This window comes from Arenibacter certesii DSM 19833 (genome assembly GCF_000429545.1).
Taxonomy (GTDB): domain Bacteria; phylum Bacteroidota; class Bacteroidia; order Flavobacteriales; family Flavobacteriaceae; genus Arenibacter; species Arenibacter certesii.
Genome location: NZ_AUCB01000003.1, coordinates 186,459 through 205,724, shown reverse-complemented (window position 1 = coordinate 205,724; position 19,266 = coordinate 186,459). Strand labels below are relative to the sequence as shown.

Genomic DNA, 19,266 nt, shown 5'->3' with positions numbered 1-19,266 from the left:
CTCTTGTAGTTAGGCCAGATGTAGCGCCACCCTAATATAAGTTATACACCAAGAATGAGAAAAGTATTTCCGGATCTATATACTTAGGAAATATATTCCTTTTCCACGAAATAACTCACCAACGCCTCCTTCATTAAAACAGATTGCTCCCCAGCTTTTAAGGCGGGCAATTCTTCTTTTATGGTATAATGTGGCCAACCATCTTCGTCAAAATAATCGAATTCATAGTAACCATAAGGCTCTAATAACCTACAGATTGCAATATGCATAAGATTTAGCTTTTCGTCCTTTTTGTATTTTCTATGGATTTGCCCAAGCTCTTGGAGTCCTACCAAATAAATTATCGCGTCCAACTCTAACGGATCGTTATCCGCAAACTGGGCAGAAAGTTTTTCTACCAAAACCTTCCATCTTTCTTTTAACTGTATATCTCTAGACATGATATTTTTTACCGATCATTGTTCTGCGCTTCAATTCGCAATATGGATTGCTCAGAATTATCAAAGGTACAAATCAAAGTTCTATATTTGTCAAAAGCGAATTAAGAATGGGAATTTTAGATATCATTTTAGGGCTTCTTTTAATTTACGGCCTATATAAGGGCATTAAAAATGGCCTCCTTGTAGAATTGGCTTCCCTTATCGCCGTTATTGCAGGACTGTATGGGGCTATCCATTTTTCTTATATTGTTGGTGAATATCTTTCTAAAAATATGGAATGGGATGAACAGTATATGAATACTATCGCTTTCGCTCTCACTTTTATCCTCATTGTAATCCTAGTTGTCGTTATTGGTAAGATATTGACAAAAATAATAGACTTTGCTATGTTGGGGCTTTTAAACAAATTGGCAGGCGCCGTATTTGGCACCTTGAAAGTTGCAGTAATATTGGGTGCTTTTTTAGTTTTTTTCGATAAAGGCAATAGTCAGCTTGGCGTTATAAAACCAGACTATATGGAGGAATCTAAATTATATGCTCCAGTAAAAGAAATAGGCGACTTTGTTTTTAGCAGCGTATTGAAGGAAACCCAGTTTCTTGATGGCGATGAGAAGGAACAAGAGGGGAGTTTTCTGGATTTCTAAGTTCTAGAGATTTACGAAAATATCTCTGCACACCCTATTAATATTAAATTGAAATTACAATTTACACCAATAAAATGGGCCAGACTTTACTGTCCGGCCCATTTTATGTATAAGTCCTTACAAACTTCTATTCTGGCTGTAAATCATTCGCTTCTTTAGTATATGTAAAGGTAATTTCTGTTTGAATATTTATCCCGTGCACATCCTTAATTGTGTAATTACCCTTATAGGAAAAAGCGGTCTTACTCCCATTAAACTCTAAAGGCAAATTTTGAACGTAACAATTGCTTACCAAGCTTAAAACCGTTTCCTTTAATTTCCAAGTCCCTTTATATTTTGCTTTATCGGTACAATTTTCCACATTCTGCCCCTCAGAATTGGTGTACCCTCTATCCTGTGTAAAAACAAAGTCAACATCCTTTTTGCAATCTTCATATTGCACGTAAATATCCTTTTTAGGATTGTCCTCACCATCCTTAGAAATATCTACTTCTTTATCTGCCACGATTGCGGTTAGCTCCCATCTGCCCAACATTACATCTTCGTTTTCTAAAAGAACTCCTGTATAATCTGCTGGACACTCAAATTCCACGTCATCGGAGAGGTTACAACTGTTAAGACCTATTGCAAGGGCAACGGTACCCAAACTCATTAATGCATTTTTTAATTTCATAGATAGAATTTTAGTTATCAACCCTTATAATGCAAAAACCTGCATTTGGTTGCGTGAAAAACAACAAAAAATTTCATCTATGCCAATTGTATTATTGGGTCACTTCTATCCATTGCCCCTTGGTACGTACAAAAAAGTCATTATCATACATAGCTTCTGCTTGTATTCCCGGCAAATAATAATTTCCCAAATAAGAGGCATTCAACAATATCCGCAGGGTTTTGGTTGAACTCGCCTTCATATCAAAATAGAAATAGGCCCGATCATCTCTAAGATCTGTATAGGTGACTTCGTTTTCGGCGAAATCACCAAAATCTGTAAAGCGGGTATTTACAATTTCCCATCCACTAGGAAAAATTTGAGATAGGGCTATGTTTTTAAGATCCTTCGATTTAGTATTGGTCAAGGACACTTCAGCTACAAAATTTGTCCCCTGAGTTAATTTGCTAGGGTCAATAACAGCACCATCCCTACCTTTATAGATAACTTTGGCTACCATATTCCGGGAGATTTCTTTTTCTTCTCCAACAGGCAAAACACCAGTTTTTATAAGACTCACAAACAAGGTATTATCCCCGTCGTTCTTCATAACAAGTGTGTTATTTCCTTTATTTATTTCCAAATCTATATTTCCCAGGGTCTTTTCTGTTTCTATCTGAGCTATTTTTTTATTGACCTGACTAGAGGCCTTTATTCCTTTTCCTCCTACCATTTCTGCAAATTTGGCCATTGCTAATAAGCTGTAAGCCGTACTCTGCGTACTCATCCATTGGTCTTCTGATAACCGTTGGGCCAGCGTTTTAGCCAGCTCCTGGGATTTCGATTTATCATCTAAGAGTACGTATGTTTCCAAGGCCATAGCCTTGTTTCTCTCTACGGACCCATATGTCCTATAATAGCTATCCTTATTATCTTGGTTGTAATTTGCTGTTCTTATAATTTCTTCAGCCACTTTGGCTTGTCCGATCAATGCATAGGTGGCAGCTAATCTAAATTTACCTTCATTAGATAAGGCTGCGGTTTCTCTAAGCCTATTCATAGATGCTATATCTGCTTGTCCTGAAAAAGCCAATGTATATAATCGATATGCCTGAGCCAGATCGGAATTATTAGCACCACCACGCCATGCCTTAGCCATATTCTGCTGATATTTTATCCAACTCGCTTTAAATCCTATGGGCAGCACGTATCCTTTTTTCTCGGCTTCCAATAAAAAATGCCCAACAAAAGAGGAACTCCAGTCATCGGCTTGATGCTGTCCCGGCCAATAGGAAAATCCACCAGAAGGGAGTTGATAGGCCCCAGTTCTTTTAATGACACCTTCCACATTCTGTTGAATTTGCTTTTTCTTCGTGGAGTTAATTTCAAAAATATCGGCAAGAAATAATTGAGGGAACGCGCCAGAAGTTATCTGTTCCAAACACCCGTGTGGATAATTAATTAAATATTCCATCCGCCCATTAAAATTCATGGCCGGTAGGGTAGAGAATTCTAGTTGTGCCGTATTACTCCCTTCTATTCCAAAGGTAGTAAGTTCTAGTGTATGCGACTCATTTGGAGCTAAAACAAGTTCTTCCGTTTGGGTACTGATCGGATTTGGATTTACCACATCTATCTCTATTTCAAAAGAAGCTTTCTCTCCATTCCCCGAAGCTTCTACAACTACCTTACCTACCCCATTATAATCGGATACCTGCAATTGAAAGTACGCCATCTTTTCATCTGGCTTGTCAAATGATACCGTTTGTACCGCATTCCCCAATACTGTAAATGAAGGATTTGGCTTTAGCTTTAGACTTACTTCTTTCACCTTATTTTCCATGGCAAATACGGTTACGGGTAGGATTACCGTTTCCCCGGGAGTAATTTTTCGGGGTAGGGAAGCAAGCACCATCAAAGGCTTTCGTACGGGAGTGGTTTCTTCCGCCATTCCATAGGCTACTTTTTCTGGGTTACCAGCTACCACCATAGTACGTACAGACCCTACATATTTTGGTATATTTATTTCATGCTTTTTGGTTTCTCCTGCCTTAAGGGAGAATGGGCCCATAAATACCACCATAGGCTCAAAACGATTTGCCTTTTTATTTTTTGCCCCTGCTAATTCTCCATCACCACCTATAGCAAACACCTGATCTATTCTACCTCCAAACGCACCAACAACATCATCGTATACATCCCAGCTTTTTACCCCCAATGCCTCTCTTGCATAGAAGGTTTTCCAAGGGTCTGGAGTGGCAAATCGAGTTAAATCTAACAGTCCCTCATCTACCATAGCAATACTATAGGTCATTGCCTTGCCTTGTTTTTCCTTCACTTTTACAGTAACCTTCTCTTCTGGCCTTAATACTTTAGGCATATCTATGGAAGGCTCTAATTTTGTTGCCGGATTTTCTACTGTTATGGGTACAATTCCATATAGTCTTATAGGGTTATCATTTAAGGTAGTTGCATGCGGCTGAAGCAAGCTTATATTGATAAATACATTGGGTGCATGTACTTCTTTAATAGGAATTTGGAATTTAGTTTCCCCTTGGGTAGTTGCCACCCAATGGGCTTCCAACACCTCAACGCCGTTCTCCATGGTAACCAACGCCCTTCCTCCTTCAGAACTGGGGAATATAACCGTTGCCGACTCGCCAACCTTGTAATTATCTTTATCTGTTGAGAACACCAACATGGTAGCTGCAGAAGGATCACTCTTCCTGGATTTGCCTGCCCAACCCGGCCAATCCATATATACCGTAGCTGCGGTAGAATGTTCCCCTTTGGGATCTTCTACTCTTACTAGATATCTACCCCAATCCGGATACTTTATTTCAAAATAAAAAGAACCCCGTCCCTTGGAGTCGGTGCTTATAGTCTTCTCAGTTATTTTCTCTTGATATTGGTCACTGTTAAAATTAGAAAGGTTTTCTTGAGAGGTCTCCCACCACCACCTCCAATTTATCTTGTAAATCGCCACTTTTAAATTCTCTGTAGCCTTTGGAATACCATTTTCATCTACTGTAACCACCCCAAAATTATGAGGCACATCAGTTAGAAGCATTCCACTAGTCTTATCACCATCGGGTACATTTAATCCCACATAGGTAGAATAGGGCGAGTAGGATTTAGAAAACACATCTGTACTAAAATCTCCGCCATTCTCATATACTTTAGTCACGAAAACAGCACTCAACATCCCTGGAGCTGGGCTACTGAATTTTGGATCCATTGTAAAGGTGGCTCGTCCTTCTCCATCTATTTTATTGTTGAAAATCAGTTGGTCTTCCATCGAAAAAGCGCGGGTAGGATCATCGAACACATAATTTGGAAATGCATTAAATTTGGTGTTTTGCACTTTAAACTTGGCGGTTATATCGGCTTTTAGATTTTTTGCCACTGCCCCGTGCAACCAGGCAACTTCCATATTTCCGCTTATTGGGGATGTACTACTAAGTAGCTCTTTACCAAATTCTGTTTTAATCTTTAGCCTGTTGGGCTTTATAGTCTCTACTTTTATGGTTTTTGTAAACGTAGCACCACCTATGGTTATTTTAGCCAACCAATTACCTGTAGGCGCATTTTCATCGGTCTTATATTGAAAACTATAGAAGTTATTTAGCCCTTGCGTAATTACCTCTCGGTGCACCAACTTATTATAGGGATCCAAAAGTTCTAATTTAACAGGATGCTGTGAAGGAAGTTTATTATTGTTATCATTCAACATAAACGAGAGGAATATTCTATCGCCGGGGCGCCATACTCCCCGTTCTCCATAAATAAATCCTTTTAACCCTTTCTGAATAACCTCTCCATCTACCTTAAACTTACTCACCGAAAGTACATTTCCATCGTTTAGTTTAACATATGTTTTTTGACCTTGACTCTCTACCACGGCAAAAAAGGCTAGGTGTTCGGAATTATAACTAGAAGTCCCATTTTCCTCGGTGATTACCTGCCCCAATGGTTGCTGTTGGTAATTGTAAAATGTAACCTTGGCACCAGCTATAGGTGCCGTATTAACAATATTATTAACCGCTATAAAGTAGTTATTATTAGTTCCCCGTTTTATAGTAACTCCTATATCAGAAGCCAAAACATTAGTCCCCACGGTTTTATCATAATAATAGGAGCTATGACAAGGGTTATCCCGCTGGTTCCAATCGTAATTATCATAGTAGGTCCCATAATAATCCGCTACCCCATCCCAGGATTTCATTTCCACTTCCTCATCGTAATCTGAAATTACCAATTCTTTATCGCTAAAATTCGATACGTCGCATTGGTATAGACTATACGATGGTTTTATACTTAACTCTACTCTGTATATTGCTCCAACTTCTGGTCTAATCAAAGTTTTAAGATCTAGGGCATGAGTAGTCCATTTACCACTTCGAACAGCAATACTGTTACCTAAATCGATTGTTTTGGTAGCAATAGGTCGCGCCACAGCAGTTAGGTTATAACTATCGCTAACGTTGTTTTGCTGAAGGAATTGCAGTACGTTATCTTCAAAGATCCGCAGTACAGAAACATGGACCGACCTAAGATTTACCGTCTCAAAATTTATTTTTAGATTATTGGAGGAAGGTAAAATAGTGCCGCTAGAAAGTAGTCTCACTTCGGGTTTTATCTCCTCAAAAGCTATCTTTTGGGTGAAATTGGATTTTAACCGGTTGCCCTCCACACTTTGTATACCTTCAAAAATAGAAAGTTCCATAGTCCCTTTTATCTCTATAGAGGGATAGACTTTTAAAACATTCCCCTCAATGGCATATTTAGGATTCTCATCGCTCTCCAAAAGCACCAATCCTTTAAGGTTCTGACCTTTTTTTAAGGGATCGGAAAAATTGATTAGCAGCACTTGACCACCTACATTTTCAACAACTGCATCTAAAATAATAAAATTGCTCTTCCCCGGTATTTTTACGGAATTCTTACCAGAACTTTCAATTCCCAAATGGTCACCATCCCAAATTATTTTCAAATCTGTGTCTTCTTCATAACGGGAAATACTATCTACTTTAAACGGAAATTGAAATCCTTCCTTCACCGAAGGATCAAATTTTACAGGAATATTCTTGCCTTTCTGAGCTGCCTTTATTAAGGTTTTCGCTTCATTTAATGTTAATTGATCTGAAGTTATCAACTGTCCTTCCAAATATTGATATTCCTTAGAATATGATTGTATTGCCTGAGTATAGACATTGAACTGCTGCTTTATTGTCTTCACGCCAAAGGTAAAGTTGCGCAATTCTTTTGGAATATCTGCCACTATACCTTTCAAGTCTAATGTAAATTGGTAATTGGTATCCTGCTTAAAAGATTTTTCGGGGACAAAAGCAAGGGTCCTTGCATCCAAAACAATTACTTTACCTTCAATTTTTGGAGACACTTTTAATAGGTCCGCCTTCAACACCTGTCCGCTTACCCAATCATCCACTGGAAATTTGAATACGACCCGTACATCTGATTGGGCAGAAATAATACCGTGTGTAACTTCAGTAATGTAGTCTTGATAAAGGTTAAGATTATCGAAAGTTAGACTATCTGCTTTCGGTTTATCATTACATCCTATAAAAAGCAACAATATAAGGGTACGTAAAAATAATTTCATAGGAGTATGTTTTTAGCCTTGTAAATATATAAGGAATTACGCGTTTCCCATCTATCCTCACTTTTAGCAAATTAAAGATAAGCTATTTACTTAAGGGAGATTTCTAAGGCAAACTAACGAAAGACTATCTTTTTCGATGTGCTTTAGAGGACGGATTTTGCTGAAAATGCTACCAAAGGTTTAAATATTCGCCATAATGCAAAATTGGAATTACAATATGGCGTATTTAAACATTTTTTTGTAACATTACAGCGGTGGTTACGAGAAGCCATTTTTTTTAAGAACACGAGAATACCCCATTTTTCCCGCTTACCTGCTTGCAAAAAGAACACTATATGAAAACGCATTATCTCTTAATGCTTTTGTTCGCGTGTGCAATAGGTTCCTGTAGTTCCGAGACTATAGAACCCAACCCACTTGGGGAAGCAGAAAACGCAGTAAAAGTAGAACAGCAATTACTGGTACTTGTTAATGAGCATAGAGTCTCATTAGGATTTAACGAATTAGATTTTAGCGACTTGGCCTACGTACACGCCAATAAGCACACGGACTATATGATTGCAAAAGGCACTGCCAATCATGACAATTTTAAAGTGCGCGCTTCCACTATTTCCTCAGCAGCAAATGCCACTTATGTATCCGAAAATGTCGCTAAAGATTACGGATCTGCCCTGGAGGTTTTTCAACAATGGTTAGCAAGTAATGACCATCGCAAAACCATAGAAGGCGAATTTACACATAGCGCAGCAAGTGTTAAACGCAATAGCGAGGGGAAATTATATTTTACCCATCTCTTTTATAGATAGCAAGACAAACTCGAGTCACAATTAAGGTCTAAAATCCAGAAAGCACGTCTAGAATGGCCTTACTTTTCTTATTTTTGAGATTAGATTGGTGTATTGTTGATTTTCAGTGGATTTTCCATCAACATTTACTCCCTCACATTATTCTAATTGTTAAATAAGGAAAGAGCATGTCTATAAAACAGCCATTTAATTTAGGTCAATGGATTTCAGAAAATCGTGAAACCTTAAAGCCCCCAGTGGGTAATAAAAACCTATATACCGAATCTGGGGATTATATCGTAATGGTTGTAGCTGGTCCAAATGCACGAAAAGACTATCACTACAATGAAACCGAGGAGCTCTTTTATCAGCTAGAAGGAAATATAGAAGTACATATACAGGAGGATGGGAAAAAGAAAATAATGCAATTAGGGCCTGGTGACATGTATCTCCATCCCGCAAAGGTTCCCCATTCCCCGGTTAGACAGGAAGGCTCCATAGGGCTCGTCATAGAACGTAAAAGAGCGGATATGGATGTTGATGACGGACTTCTTTGGTTCTGTGATAATTGTAATCATAAACTGTATGAAGTCTACTTTACCCTAAATGATATTGAAAAAGATTTTCTTGCCCATTTTAAAATTTTTTATAGCTCCGAAGAACTTAGGACCTGTAATAACTGCGGTACCGTTATGCCCGTAGATCCTAGATATATTTTGGATAGTGATAAATAAGTAATTCCTCTTGCGACTTAAACTTCAATGTACACATTATGTATATCCACTTATTAATTTGTAAATTTGATAAATCTCACAATTAACACATAAAAAGTTATAAATGTCAAAAGTCGCGCAAGAATTTGGAATTCAAGATGCCCTGACCGCATTGGGAATCAAAGATATTAATGAGGGAACTTCTACAGGTTCCAAAAGTTTTTCATCTGGAGAAATTATTGAATCCATTTCCCCGGTGGATGGTGTTTTAATAGCAAAAGTTAAAACCACCACCAAAACAGATTATGAAAAGGTTATGGACACCGCAACTTCTGCTTTTAATGCATGGCGAACAAAGCCTGCACCGCAACGTGGCGAGATCGTTAGACAGTTTGGGAATAAGCTAAGGGAACTAAAAGAACCTCTTGGAAAATTGGTTTCCTACGAGATGGGGAAAAGCTACCAAGAAGGACTTGGGGAAGTGCAAGAAATGATAGATATCTGTGATTTTGCAGTAGGGTTATCCAGACAACTACACGGACTTACCATGCATTCTGAACGACCAGGACATCGAATGTACGAACAGTATCACCCTTTGGGACCTGTAGGAATTATTTCCGCATTTAATTTCCCAGTTGCTGTTTGGGCATGGAATACGGCCTTGGCATGGGTCTGTGGGGATGTTTGCATCTGGAAACCAAGTGAAAAAACGCCTCTTTGCGGTATTGCCTGCCAGAATATTGCTGCAGCGGTATTTAAGGATAATAATTTACCAGAAGGTATATCCTGTTTAATTAATGGCGATTATAAGGTAGGGGAATTTATGTCCCACGATGGTCGTATTCCTTTAGTATCCGCCACAGGATCTATACGAATGGGCAAAATTGTTGCCCAAGCAGTAGCCGCTAGATTAGGAAAATCACTTCTAGAATTAGGAGGTAATAATGCGATTATAGTAACGCCAGATGCGGATATTAAAATGACCGTGATTGGGGCAGTTTTTGGAGCTGTGGGTACTGCAGGACAGCGCTGTACTTCTACCCGAAGATTAATCATTCACGAATCTATTTATGACAAGGTTAAAGAAGCGGTAACTACGGCCTACAAGCAATTGCGCATTGGAAATCCTTTGGATGAAAAAAATCATGTAGGTCCTCTAATTGACACAGATGCCGTAAAAAACTATGAGCAAGCTCTTAAAAAGGTAGTGGAAGAAGGCGGAAAAGTAATTGTAGAGGGTGGCGTTTTGGAAGGCAAAGGATTTGAGAGCGGGTGCTATGTAAAACCTGCCATTGCAGAAGCTGAAAACAGTTATGATATTGTACAGCATGAAACTTTTGGACCAGTGCTTTATCTCTTAAAATATTCTGGGGATGTAGAGAATGCCATTGCCATACAAAATGGAGTGGTACAGGGCTTGTCATCAGCAATAATGACCAACAATCTTAGGGAAGCTGAACGGTTCCTATCTGCTTACGGAAGCGATTGCGGAATTGCCAACGTTAATATTGGAACTTCTGGTGCTGAAATAGGTGGTGCTTTTGGAGGTGAGAAAGAAACCGGAGGTGGACGCGAATCTGGTTCGGACGCTTGGAAGGTATATATGAGAAGACAGACTAACACCATTAATTACACTACTGAGCTTCCCTTGGCCCAAGGAATTAAGTTTGACCTGTAATCAATAAATTTTGACAGAATAATTAAAGCCGTTCTTGCCCAAATGGAAATTGAACGGCTTATCTATTGATTAGTTATAAGTGTAATATCCATGAAATCCCAACTATTATACACAGTATAGAAAATGAAAAACCCGAAGCTACTATAAATTTCTCCTCCCCCCGAATAGACAAATTCGCAATAGCTGCGGGTCTTGCCAAACTAACTCAAACTAACTTAAATATTAAGTTTTTTAGAACCCATTTTCAATGCCGAAACTTAATCGGGAAAAATTGGGTCTTATAGGTAATTTCCTTTACGCTAATATCAGATTTTAACTCCAAGTCTTCTTATGAATATATATAGATGGTCCCAAAATTTGTGTAGTTGGTAACTTTCGAAAGAGATGATTAGAAATCCAGTCAAAATTTCAGGACAGCAATCCAAACAAATTAGAACGCTAATTTTAACTTTAACAAGCAGCTGTTATAAGGAAGCACACCTTTAATTCATCAGAAGATTTAAATGGGAAGTTTTTTACCTTACAGGAATGGTAAAAATTATTGATAGCGTACTTTGAAATAAATATAAATCATAAAAAAAAAGCAATCTGTAGTTTCAGTCTAAAGATCGAAACAACAGATTGCCACATAAATTCGCTACATGATGGGTTATCTATTTTACCTTAATAGAAAAAAAGAGCTTACCTCATCCTTCCATTGGCCTCTACCCACTTAAACGTATATTGGTCTTCAGGGAATTTCATTCTACTCGCTATACGCTCCAAACGTTCTGGTAATTTCATTAGATAGTCCCTTGCTCTTTCCGCATCATCATCTAAAGCTCTAATATTATCTAGCTCCCAATACGTGTTTAGTTTCCTGAGGATATCGATATAATCATGAGCAGTATACACACCCAATCGCTGTGCACAGTTAGAGAAACTTTCAAAAGCCGCACCAATAGTACCTCCAGACTCCCTTAGAAAGTGAGCTGGCATAACGATTTTTTTCTTCATCATATCGGCAAAGGCCAACATCATCTGACTTGGATCGTGCTCAAAAATCAACTTTACAAATTCTCTATATGCCAAATGGTGGCGCATCTCATCACCTGCAATAATGTTACACATTTTTCCTAAAAGCGTATTTCCGCCTTTTCTACACATTTGCCCTACCCTCTTATGGGAAATATTAGTGGCTAATTCCTGAAAGGAGGTATAAACGAAGTTTTTATAAGGATCTCTGTCGGTACCTATATCAAATCCATCTGCTAATAAATGCTGTGTGGTAATTTCCATTTCCCTCATATTTACCCTTCCAGATAAATAGAGATACTTGTTTAAGACATCACCGTGTCTATTTTCTTCTGCGGTCCAATGGCGTACCCATTTAGACCAACCGTTCTTATTCTCTCCGTGTTGATCTATACCTTCTACGTCCATTAACCATGATTCGTAAGTTGGTAAGGCCTCCTCTGTAATGGTATCTGCAACCAAAGTAACCCATAGATCATATCCTAATTCTTTTGCTTCTTCCCTAATCTGAATTACATGGTCCAAAAAACCTTCACTTTGGGAATCAGGTAAAAAATCCGTGGGCTGCCAAATTTCTTCGATCGGGATAAGATAAGAGTCTATAAACCCTTCTACCTTGCTCTCGATCTCTTGCATTACCTCTATTCTAATATTCTTTTTCTTATCAGTAGTAGACATTGTTCAATCTAATTTTATGTAAATATCCTTATTAATCTTGAAAACTTTTTCAAATTACCGGTTAATTTTAATTCCTACCATTTTCCGTAGGATATAACAAATGTACCGGATCACTCTGCCAATATTCTTTTGAAGCAATATCCATCATCGTAAGCGGACCTTTAAAAGCTGCTCCCGTATCCACATTCCAAATATTGACTGCCTTTTTTGGCCTTGTTGTTCCTATTCTAGTAACAGGGGTATGACCAATAAAAATCTCTTTGTAATGAGTTAGTCTTTTTGGGAAAAAATCATCTTTATGGTCTAAGGTTGGGTCTATTGCCAGTGCCAATTCCCATAGTGTTCTATCCCAATAGAACGTTTTAGAATCATACTCTTGCTCTACACCCTTTAAATTAGTAAAACCCGCGTGAATAAACAAGCGATTTCCATTGTCAATATAATAATCTTTCAAATTATCATAAAATACCATATGAGCCTCCTTAACCTTGTCCGTTACCAACTTATAAGAATTTTGGGTAACACTCCCCCCATGTTGCAACCAAAGCTCATTATGATCTCCGGATTTTAACCATTCATAGCAAAGTGCATCATGATTACCTCTAATAAAAGTGCACTGTTGCCTATTCTGTAAGTCTAGCAAGAAATCTATTGTTTCTACGGCTTGGCTCCATCCGTCCACATAATCTCCTAAAAAGATAAGATGATCCTTAGGGCCTATCTTGGCCCTCTCCAATACTTGTTCCAATGCCCTTAATCCGGCATGCACATCACCTATAACCAATGTTCTCATACTGCAAAAATCGTAATTAACACCATCAAAACAATGACAAAAAGCGCTAAAAAAAGAATTTCAACAATTAGCTGACTAAGAATGACACTTACTGGCAGCCTATTTAACCTTAAACTAACTATTTGTGAAATTAACTTTTCCCCAAAATGAATAAAATAATCTAAATTTATGTTGGAATAAAAATCTAAATAAAAGCTATAAAAACGGAAAAAAACTAGCCATAAATCAGCCCTAAAGCTTTATAACCCTAGCATTTAACCATTAAATTTTGAGTTAAAACCCGCTTAATATACAAGTAATCTACAATTTCACAAAGCAATTATAATTATATTTATTTGTTAACTTTTGGATGTTAATAAATATTCAATATGTTGATTATCAATATTTTAATCTATTTTTCCTGTAAACTTTACAAAATGGCACTTTGTTGTTTATGCCAAAAAATTTAATACTTTTACACTTTCTTAGACACAACCCCGTTAACATAATACTATTATTCCATGCCAACAAAATTAGCCCAAGACACCAAAAAGACCTACACTCAGGAAGAAGCATTCAATGCCTCCCTAATTTACTTTAAAGGAGACGACCTGGCTGCAAGGGTCTGGGTAAATAAATACGCCTTAAAGGATTCTGAAGGCAACATTTATGAACTTACTCCAGACGATATGCACCGTCGTATTGCTCAGGAAATTGCGAGAGTAGAAAAAAAATACCCTAATCCACTAAATGAGGATCAGGTATTTGACCTAATTAAAGACTTTAAATATATAGTACCCCAAGGTAGTCCTATGGCAGGTATCGGAAATCCATTCCAAATTGCCTCGCTTTCCAACTGTTTTGTTATTGGTAATGAAGGCGTATCCGATTCTTATGGAGGTATTTTAAAAATAGATCAGGAGCAAGTACAACTGATGAAGAGACGTGGTGGAGTAGGTCACGATCTTTCTCACATACGTCCTAAAGGTTCTGCCGTAAAAAACTCTGCACTCACCTCTACCGGACTAGTTCCATTTATGGAGCGCTACTCTAACACTACTAGGGAAGTTGCACAGGACGGGAGAAGAGGAGCATTAATGCTTTCTGTATCTATAAACCATCCAGATGCCGAGGACTTTATAGACGCCAAAATGGAGCAGGGAAAGGTTACAGGAGCCAATGTTTCCGTTAGAATGGATGATGATTTCATGAGATCGGTAGAAACAGGACAACCTTATACCCAAAAATTCCCAATCCAAAGTGCAAATCCTAAAATATCCAAAACTATAGACGCCAACAAATTGTGGAGCAAGATTGTTCACAACGCCTGGCAGTCTGCAGAACCCGGTATTTTGTTCTGGGACACTATTATTAAAGAATCCGTTCCAGATTGCTATGCAGATCTTGGCTATCAAACGGTATCTACAAATCCATGTGGGGAGATTCCTTTATGCCCTTATGATTCCTGCCGACTTTTGGCCATTAATCTTTTCTCTTATGTAGAACAGCCATTTACCGACAAGGCCAAATTCAATTTTGATTTATTTAAACAACATATTTCTGCTGCACAGCGAATTATGGACGATATAATCGACTTGGAGCTAGAGAAGATCAATGTTATTTTAGACAAGATCAAATCTGACCCAGAATTGGACGAGACTAAAGCGGTAGAGCTTAGACTTTGGGAAAAAATTAAACAAAAAGCAGAAGAAGGCAGAAGAACCGGAATTGGAATCACCGCTGAAGGAGATATGCTTGCAGCACTGGGAATGCGCTATGGCAGCGAAGAAGCCAACAACTTCTCCATTGAAGTTCACAAAACTATTGCTATAGAAGCTTATAGGGCTTCTGTGCATACCGCTAAAGAGAGAGGTGCCTTTGGAATATTTGATGCGGATCGCGAAAAGGATAATCCGTTTATCCTTCGCCTAAAGCAAGCAGATGAAAAGCTGTATTATGAAATGTTAGAGTACGGCCGTAGGAATATTGCTCTGTTAACCATTGCCCCAACTGGAACAACTAGCCTTATGACCCAGACCACCTCTGGAATAGAACCTGTATTTTTACCTGTTTATAAGCGTAGACGTAAGGTTAACCCTAACGATAAGGATGTCCGTATAGACTTTGTAGACGAGGTTGGGGATTCATGGGAAGAATACACTGTATTCCATCACAGGTTTAAGCAATGGATGTCTGTTAACGGTATAGACACAGAAAAAAATTACAGTCAAGAAGAACTAAATAAAATTGTAAAAAAATCTCCTTACTATAAAGCTACCTCAAATGATGTTGATTGGTTGAGCAAGGTACGTTTACAGGGGGCAGTGCAAAAATGGGTAGACCACTCTATTAGCGTTACCATTAACCTTCCACAGGATGCTACCGAAGACTTGGTAGGCAAATTGTATTTAGAGGCATGGAAAGCAGGCTGTAAAGGGGTTACTGTGTACCGTGATGGTTCCAGATCTGGAGTACTGATTTCCAACGAGCCCAAAAAAGAAGAAAATGATGAGTCTCTTACCCCATTCCCAATAAAACGCCCCTTGGTTCTGGAGGCAGATGTGGTACGACTTCAGAACAATAAAGAAAAGTGGATTGCCTTTATTGGGTTAATTGACGGAAAGCCGTATGAAATCTTTACTGGAATATCCGATGATGAGGACGGTATCTTAATTCCGCGTTGGGTAAACAGAGGAGTAATTCTAAAGAGCAGAAATGAAGATGGCTCTTCCCGATACGATTTTCAATACAAAAACAAAAGAGGTTACAAAACCACTATTGAGGGGCTAAGCCATAAGTTTAACCCTGAGTACTGGAATTATGCCAAACTAATTTCGAGCACCTTACGCCATGGCATGCCAATAGAAAAGGTGGTAGACTTAATCAATAGTTTACAACTGGATAGCGAATCTATAAACACTTGGAAGAATGGTGTGGCTAGAGCTCTAAAACGCTACGTAGAAGATGGTACAGAGGCTAAGGGTCAAAAATGTGACGGATGTAATTCTACCAATCTAATTTATCAGGAAGGATGCCTTACCTGTAAAGATTGTGGATCGTCTAAATGTGGATAACCCACAACTAATTGCCATCAACTATTTTCTTATTACAAAACAAGAGCATAGTTGATGGTATTTTTTTTTGGTAACTTACCAATAAAAAATAATGAAGAAGGTATACTGTATTGGGGAATTATTAATCGATTTTGTCGCCAAAAAACAAGGAAACGACTTAAGTAAAGCCACTGATTTCACCAAGAAAGCCGGAGGAGCACCCGCTAATGTTGCCGCCGCTATTGCCAAATTAAACGGTAACAGCTATTTTGTGGGATGCGTTGGGAAAGACCCCTTTGGCACCTTCCTATTAAACACCCTGGACCAGGGAAATGTAAACACCTCCCTAGCACAACGCTCAACAACCTTTACCACACTAGCTTTTGTATCACTGGCGGCCGATGGCGAACGCGATTTTGTATTTAGTCGTGGTGCAGACAGGGAGTTAAGCTATAATTCCCAATTAAAGGAACATTTTAAAAATCAGATTATCCATTTTGGTGCCGCTACCTCATTTTTAGGCGGCCAATTGGAAAAAACCTATTCCAATTATTTACAAGATGCAATTTTAAACAACACCTTTATCTGCTTTGACCCTAATTTTAGAACAGATCTTTGGAAAGGCGATGAAATTACTTTTGTAGAGAAATGTCTTCCTTTTATAGAGAAAGCTCATTTGGCAAAATTCAGTTTAGAAGAGGCCCTATTAATTTCAGGAAAACAGGACCCTGCAGAGGCATGTACTTTTTTACACAACTTAGGAGTAGGGATCATTACCATTACTTTAGGCAAGGAGGGCACTCTCTTAAGCACACCTACTAATCAAAAAACTATCCCTAGTATCTCCGTTAAGTCCGTAGATACCACAGGAGCAGGAGATGCATTTATCGGCTGCCTGTTGCAGCAGATTTCTAAAACTGATAATCCAACAGAACACCAGCAACTCTCTTTTAGCCAATTAGAGGAAATGGTAATGCTAGCAAATAAGGCGGGAGCAATAACCACTACTAATTACGGGGCAATTGAATCCTTACCAGATCAAAATCTATTAGAAAAGCTATAGAAAACCTAATTAGCTATAGCTCATCTTCCGTATAATACGAAGCGACTCTTTAAGAGATTGATAGGTGGGAAGATCATATTTCTTAAGTATGGGCTTCGCTGCTTCCATAACTTCCTTGGCTTCTTCAAATCCATTGACATAGCAAATTAAAAAAGTATCAGATAGAAAGGAAAGATCTTTTTTCTCATTTCGGGTCAAGATAATTCCTGCCTCTATCTTTTTTAATAGGGAAAGATTTGCATTGTAAATATGATACAATATCTTTTTATCATAACGGGGAGGCTCAAAGATTAAATCGCTCAAAATAGTATAGGTGCCATTTTCAGAAAAGCTGATAACTACCTTTTCCAAAGGATAGTAAATCTGCTGATCACTTAATCCCAATTGCACATATTCTATTATACTAAAGGAATCCTCATCATAACTAATGGTAATTTCATCAAATTCTGAATAGAACAATTTAACCTGTTCGTTTATCAGTTCAATATCTACCCGCGAATAATAGGTCTCCTCCTTTACCTTTTTTTTAACTCCTGCCCAACATACCACAAATTGCTCTTTAAAAACCTTGTAATGACTGGTAAGATCTTTATGTCTTTCGTTTAAAAAATCGATAACGCCGTCCAGGGTAAGCTCAATATTATTTTTGGCATGTTGTTCAATGCGAGCAACGGCCTCTGCATTCATATCCTTTAACTCAATTCCGAAAGCTTTTGGCAAGCTAATACTGCCTTCCCTAAAAAATACCATCCCTCCATAATATTTCCAAATATTTTTCCGCAAGGCACAGACTTTTCCATTAGATCTAACCGTTACTAAACCTACCACCTTACCCAAGGGAAGGTGCGGAAAAGGGATATTCTCATAGGAAATCCGTGGCGGATTATCCAGATAGGCATTTACTAGGTTTTGTATTTTACTATCATCAAAGAAATCGACCCCTAAGATCGTATTATCCTCATCTTCTACCCCAATAACAATAAAGGAATTGTTGTTGGGATTGCTATTAGCTAGGGCACAAACATGTTTTAAAAATTTAGCCTTTCCTTCTTTATGCCCAATATCTATAAATCGTTTTTTATCATAAAAACTGTTTTCATCATTATGGGCCAAAAGATTTTTTACAAGAAGGCGCTTATTAATCATAGCTGTTTATTCACAATAGTAGCACTGGCTTGTGCGGTAGGGAACACCAATAAATCTGCAATATTCACATGGTAAGGTCTAGTAACCATAAAATGGATAATATCTGCAATATCCTCGGGCTTTAGGGGCTCATAACCCTCATAAGTCTTAGCGGCTCTTTCCTTATCCCCTTTAAAGCGAACATCACTGAAGCCCGTCTGCACCAAACCAGGATTAACAGCACCTACCCGGATATTGTGTTGATTTAGATCTATCCTCATCCCTTGATTAATGGCATCTACAGCATATTTGCTAGCACAATATACATTTCCCATAGGATATACTTCTTTCCCTGCAATAGAACCGATATTAATTATATGTCCCGCTCTATTCTTTATCATAGTAGGAATTATTGCCTTGGAAACATAAAGAAGACCTTTTACATTAATATCTAGCATTGCGTCCCAATCTTCAATATCGCCTTCATCAAACTTATTCAACCCGTGAGCGTTTCCAGCATTATTGATAAGAATATCAATTTCGGAAAAATCTTGGGGAAGAGAATCTATCGCCTCAAAAACAGCATCTTTATCCCGCACGTCAAAATTAAGGGTGTGGACCTTGGTATGCCTAGAGAGTTGTTTCTTTAGAGTATCTAAGGCAGATTGTCTTCTTCCACAAAGAATAAGATCAATTTTATTCATAGCAAACAACTTAGCCGTCTCTAACCCTATCCCACTAGTTGCTCCGGTAATAAATGCTGTAAGTTTTTTATTTGATATTTGCATTAAATTCTGGTGTTTTACATTTTAATATATAGTGCTTAAGGCATATAGATCTCTGCGCGAAATTTGATGTACAATTCACCACAAGGCAAAGTAGATCCATAAAAATAACCGTTACCTCACGTCCTTTCTTTAAGTTTTGAAATAGTAAATAGCAGCTAAATTATACTACAGTGCTATATGAGGAACCTGATTTTGAATCGGCTCAATAATTTTACATATGTTTGTGAAAATATGAATA

General features: G+C 38.1%; 13 protein-coding genes. 6 read left to right on the top strand and 7 right to left on the bottom strand.

The features are described 5' to 3' along the window. Nucleotides 1-83: 83 nt before the first annotated feature. Nucleotides 84-440: a hypothetical protein gene (locus G466_RS0100835; protein WP_026811924.1), complete on the bottom strand. Its 357-nt coding sequence runs from the start codon at nt 438-440 to the stop codon at nt 84-86. 107 nt (nt 441-547) lie between these two features. Between G466_RS0100835 and G466_RS0100830 the strand changes: the two genes are divergently transcribed. Then, nucleotides 548-1,084: a CvpA family protein gene (locus G466_RS0100830; protein ID WP_026811923.1), complete on the top strand. Its 537-nt coding sequence runs from the start codon at nt 548-550 to the stop codon at nt 1,082-1,084. 127 nt (nt 1,085-1,211) lie between these two features. On the opposite strand, the gene G466_RS21220 is transcribed toward G466_RS0100830, so the two are convergent. Then, nucleotides 1,212-1,757: a DUF5004 domain-containing protein gene (locus G466_RS21220; protein ID WP_051315476.1), complete on the bottom strand. Its 546-nt coding sequence runs from the start codon at nt 1,755-1,757 to the stop codon at nt 1,212-1,214. Nucleotides 1,758-1,848: 91 nt separating this feature from the next. After that, nucleotides 1,849-7,359, bottom strand: coding sequence for an alpha-2-macroglobulin family protein (locus G466_RS0100820; protein ID WP_026811922.1), 5,511 nt, complete (start codon nt 7,357-7,359; stop codon nt 1,849-1,851). Nucleotides 7,360-7,694: 335 nt separating this feature from the next. Between G466_RS0100820 and G466_RS0100815 the strand changes: the two genes are divergently transcribed. The 3 genes from G466_RS0100815 to amaB all read left to right on the top strand — a co-directional run bounded on the left by G466_RS0100815 (nt 7,695) and on the right by amaB (nt 10,535). Next, nucleotides 7,695-8,165 carry a CAP domain-containing protein gene (locus G466_RS0100815; RefSeq protein ID WP_026811921.1) on the top strand — a complete coding sequence of 157 codons (471 nt, stop codon included), beginning with the start codon at nt 7,695-7,697 and terminating at the stop codon, nt 8,163-8,165. 167 nt (nt 8,166-8,332) lie between these two features. Then, nucleotides 8,333-8,878 (top strand): 3-hydroxyanthranilate 3,4-dioxygenase, encoded by a 546-nt coding sequence (locus G466_RS0100810; RefSeq protein WP_026811920.1) that lies wholly within the window; start codon nt 8,333-8,335, stop codon nt 8,876-8,878. 103 nt (nt 8,879-8,981) lie between these two features. Next, complete coding sequence (gene amaB, locus G466_RS0100805; RefSeq protein ID WP_026811919.1) at nt 8,982-10,535, top strand: L-piperidine-6-carboxylate dehydrogenase; 1,554 nt, start codon at nt 8,982-8,984, stop codon at nt 10,533-10,535. 681 nt (nt 10,536-11,216) lie between these two features. Here the strand turns inward: amaB and G466_RS0100800 are convergent. Both G466_RS0100800 and G466_RS0100795 read right to left on the bottom strand, forming a co-directional pair. Then, the gene (locus G466_RS0100800; protein WP_026811918.1) at nt 11,217-12,227 is read right to left on the bottom strand and encodes an acyl-ACP desaturase; all 1,011 of its coding nucleotides are present in this window, start codon (nt 12,225-12,227) and stop codon (nt 11,217-11,219) included. Between the two features lie 67 nt (nt 12,228-12,294). Next, complete coding sequence (locus G466_RS0100795; RefSeq protein WP_026811917.1) at nt 12,295-13,020, bottom strand: metallophosphoesterase family protein; 726 nt, start codon at nt 13,018-13,020, stop codon at nt 12,295-12,297. 500 nt (nt 13,021-13,520) lie between these two features. On the opposite strand from G466_RS0100795, the gene G466_RS0100790 reads away from it, so the two are divergent. Continuing rightward, entirely contained in the window at nt 13,521-16,073 is a 2,553-nt protein-coding gene (locus tag G466_RS0100790) for an adenosylcobalamin-dependent ribonucleoside-diphosphate reductase (protein WP_026811916.1), read from the top strand. A 91-nt stretch (nt 16,074-16,164) separates the two neighbouring features. After that, on the top strand, nt 16,165-17,115 hold the full coding sequence (locus tag G466_RS0100785; protein WP_026811915.1) for a carbohydrate kinase family protein: 951 nt from the start codon (nt 16,165-16,167) through the stop codon (nt 17,113-17,115). Between the two features lie 9 nt (nt 17,116-17,124). On the opposite strand, the gene G466_RS0100780 is transcribed toward G466_RS0100785, so the two are convergent. Both G466_RS0100780 and G466_RS0100775 read right to left on the bottom strand, forming a co-directional pair. Continuing rightward, the gene (locus tag G466_RS0100780; RefSeq protein WP_026811914.1) at nt 17,125-18,261 is read right to left on the bottom strand and encodes an ATP-binding protein; all 1,137 of its coding nucleotides are present in this window, start codon (nt 18,259-18,261) and stop codon (nt 17,125-17,127) included. Next, nucleotides 18,258-19,028, bottom strand: coding sequence for an SDR family NAD(P)-dependent oxidoreductase (locus tag G466_RS0100775; protein WP_034234307.1), 771 nt, complete (start codon nt 19,026-19,028; stop codon nt 18,258-18,260). The genes G466_RS0100780 and G466_RS0100775 overlap by 4 nt, the downstream gene beginning before the upstream one ends. Nucleotides 19,029-19,266 lie beyond the last annotated feature (238 nt).

What these genes read in the sequence shown, in the direction of transcription:
- G466_RS21220 (WP_051315476.1), bottom strand. Translation starts at nt 1,757, where the DNA reads ATGAAATTAAAAAATGCATTAATGAGTTTGGGTACCGTTGCCCTTGCA.
- G466_RS0100790 (WP_026811916.1), top strand. Translation starts at nt 13,521, where the DNA reads ATGCCAACAAAATTAGCCCAAGACACCAAAAAGACCTACACTCAGGAA.
- G466_RS0100810 (WP_026811920.1), top strand. Translation starts at nt 8,333, where the DNA reads ATGTCTATAAAACAGCCATTTAATTTAGGTCAATGGATTTCAGAAAAT.
- G466_RS0100835 (WP_026811924.1), bottom strand. Translation starts at nt 440, where the DNA reads ATGTCTAGAGATATACAGTTAAAAGAAAGATGGAAGGTTTTGGTAGAA.
- G466_RS0100775 (WP_034234307.1), bottom strand. Translation starts at nt 19,028, where the DNA reads ATGCAAATATCAAATAAAAAACTTACAGCATTTATTACCGGAGCAACT.
- G466_RS0100800 (WP_026811918.1), bottom strand. Translation starts at nt 12,227, where the DNA reads ATGTCTACTACTGATAAGAAAAAGAATATTAGAATAGAGGTAATGCAA.
- G466_RS0100785 (WP_026811915.1), top strand. Translation starts at nt 16,165, where the DNA reads ATGAAGAAGGTATACTGTATTGGGGAATTATTAATCGATTTTGTCGCC.
- amaB (WP_026811919.1), top strand. Translation starts at nt 8,982, where the DNA reads ATGTCAAAAGTCGCGCAAGAATTTGGAATTCAAGATGCCCTGACCGCA.
- G466_RS0100795 (WP_026811917.1), bottom strand. Translation starts at nt 13,020, where the DNA reads ATGAGAACATTGGTTATAGGTGATGTGCATGCCGGATTAAGGGCATTG.
- G466_RS0100820 (WP_026811922.1), bottom strand. Translation starts at nt 7,359, where the DNA reads ATGAAATTATTTTTACGTACCCTTATATTGTTGCTTTTTATAGGATGT.
- G466_RS0100815 (WP_026811921.1), top strand. Translation starts at nt 7,695, where the DNA reads ATGAAAACGCATTATCTCTTAATGCTTTTGTTCGCGTGTGCAATAGGT.
- G466_RS0100780 (WP_026811914.1), bottom strand. Translation starts at nt 18,261, where the DNA reads ATGATTAATAAGCGCCTTCTTGTAAAAAATCTTTTGGCCCATAATGAT.
- G466_RS0100830 (WP_026811923.1), top strand. Translation starts at nt 548, where the DNA reads ATGGGAATTTTAGATATCATTTTAGGGCTTCTTTTAATTTACGGCCTA.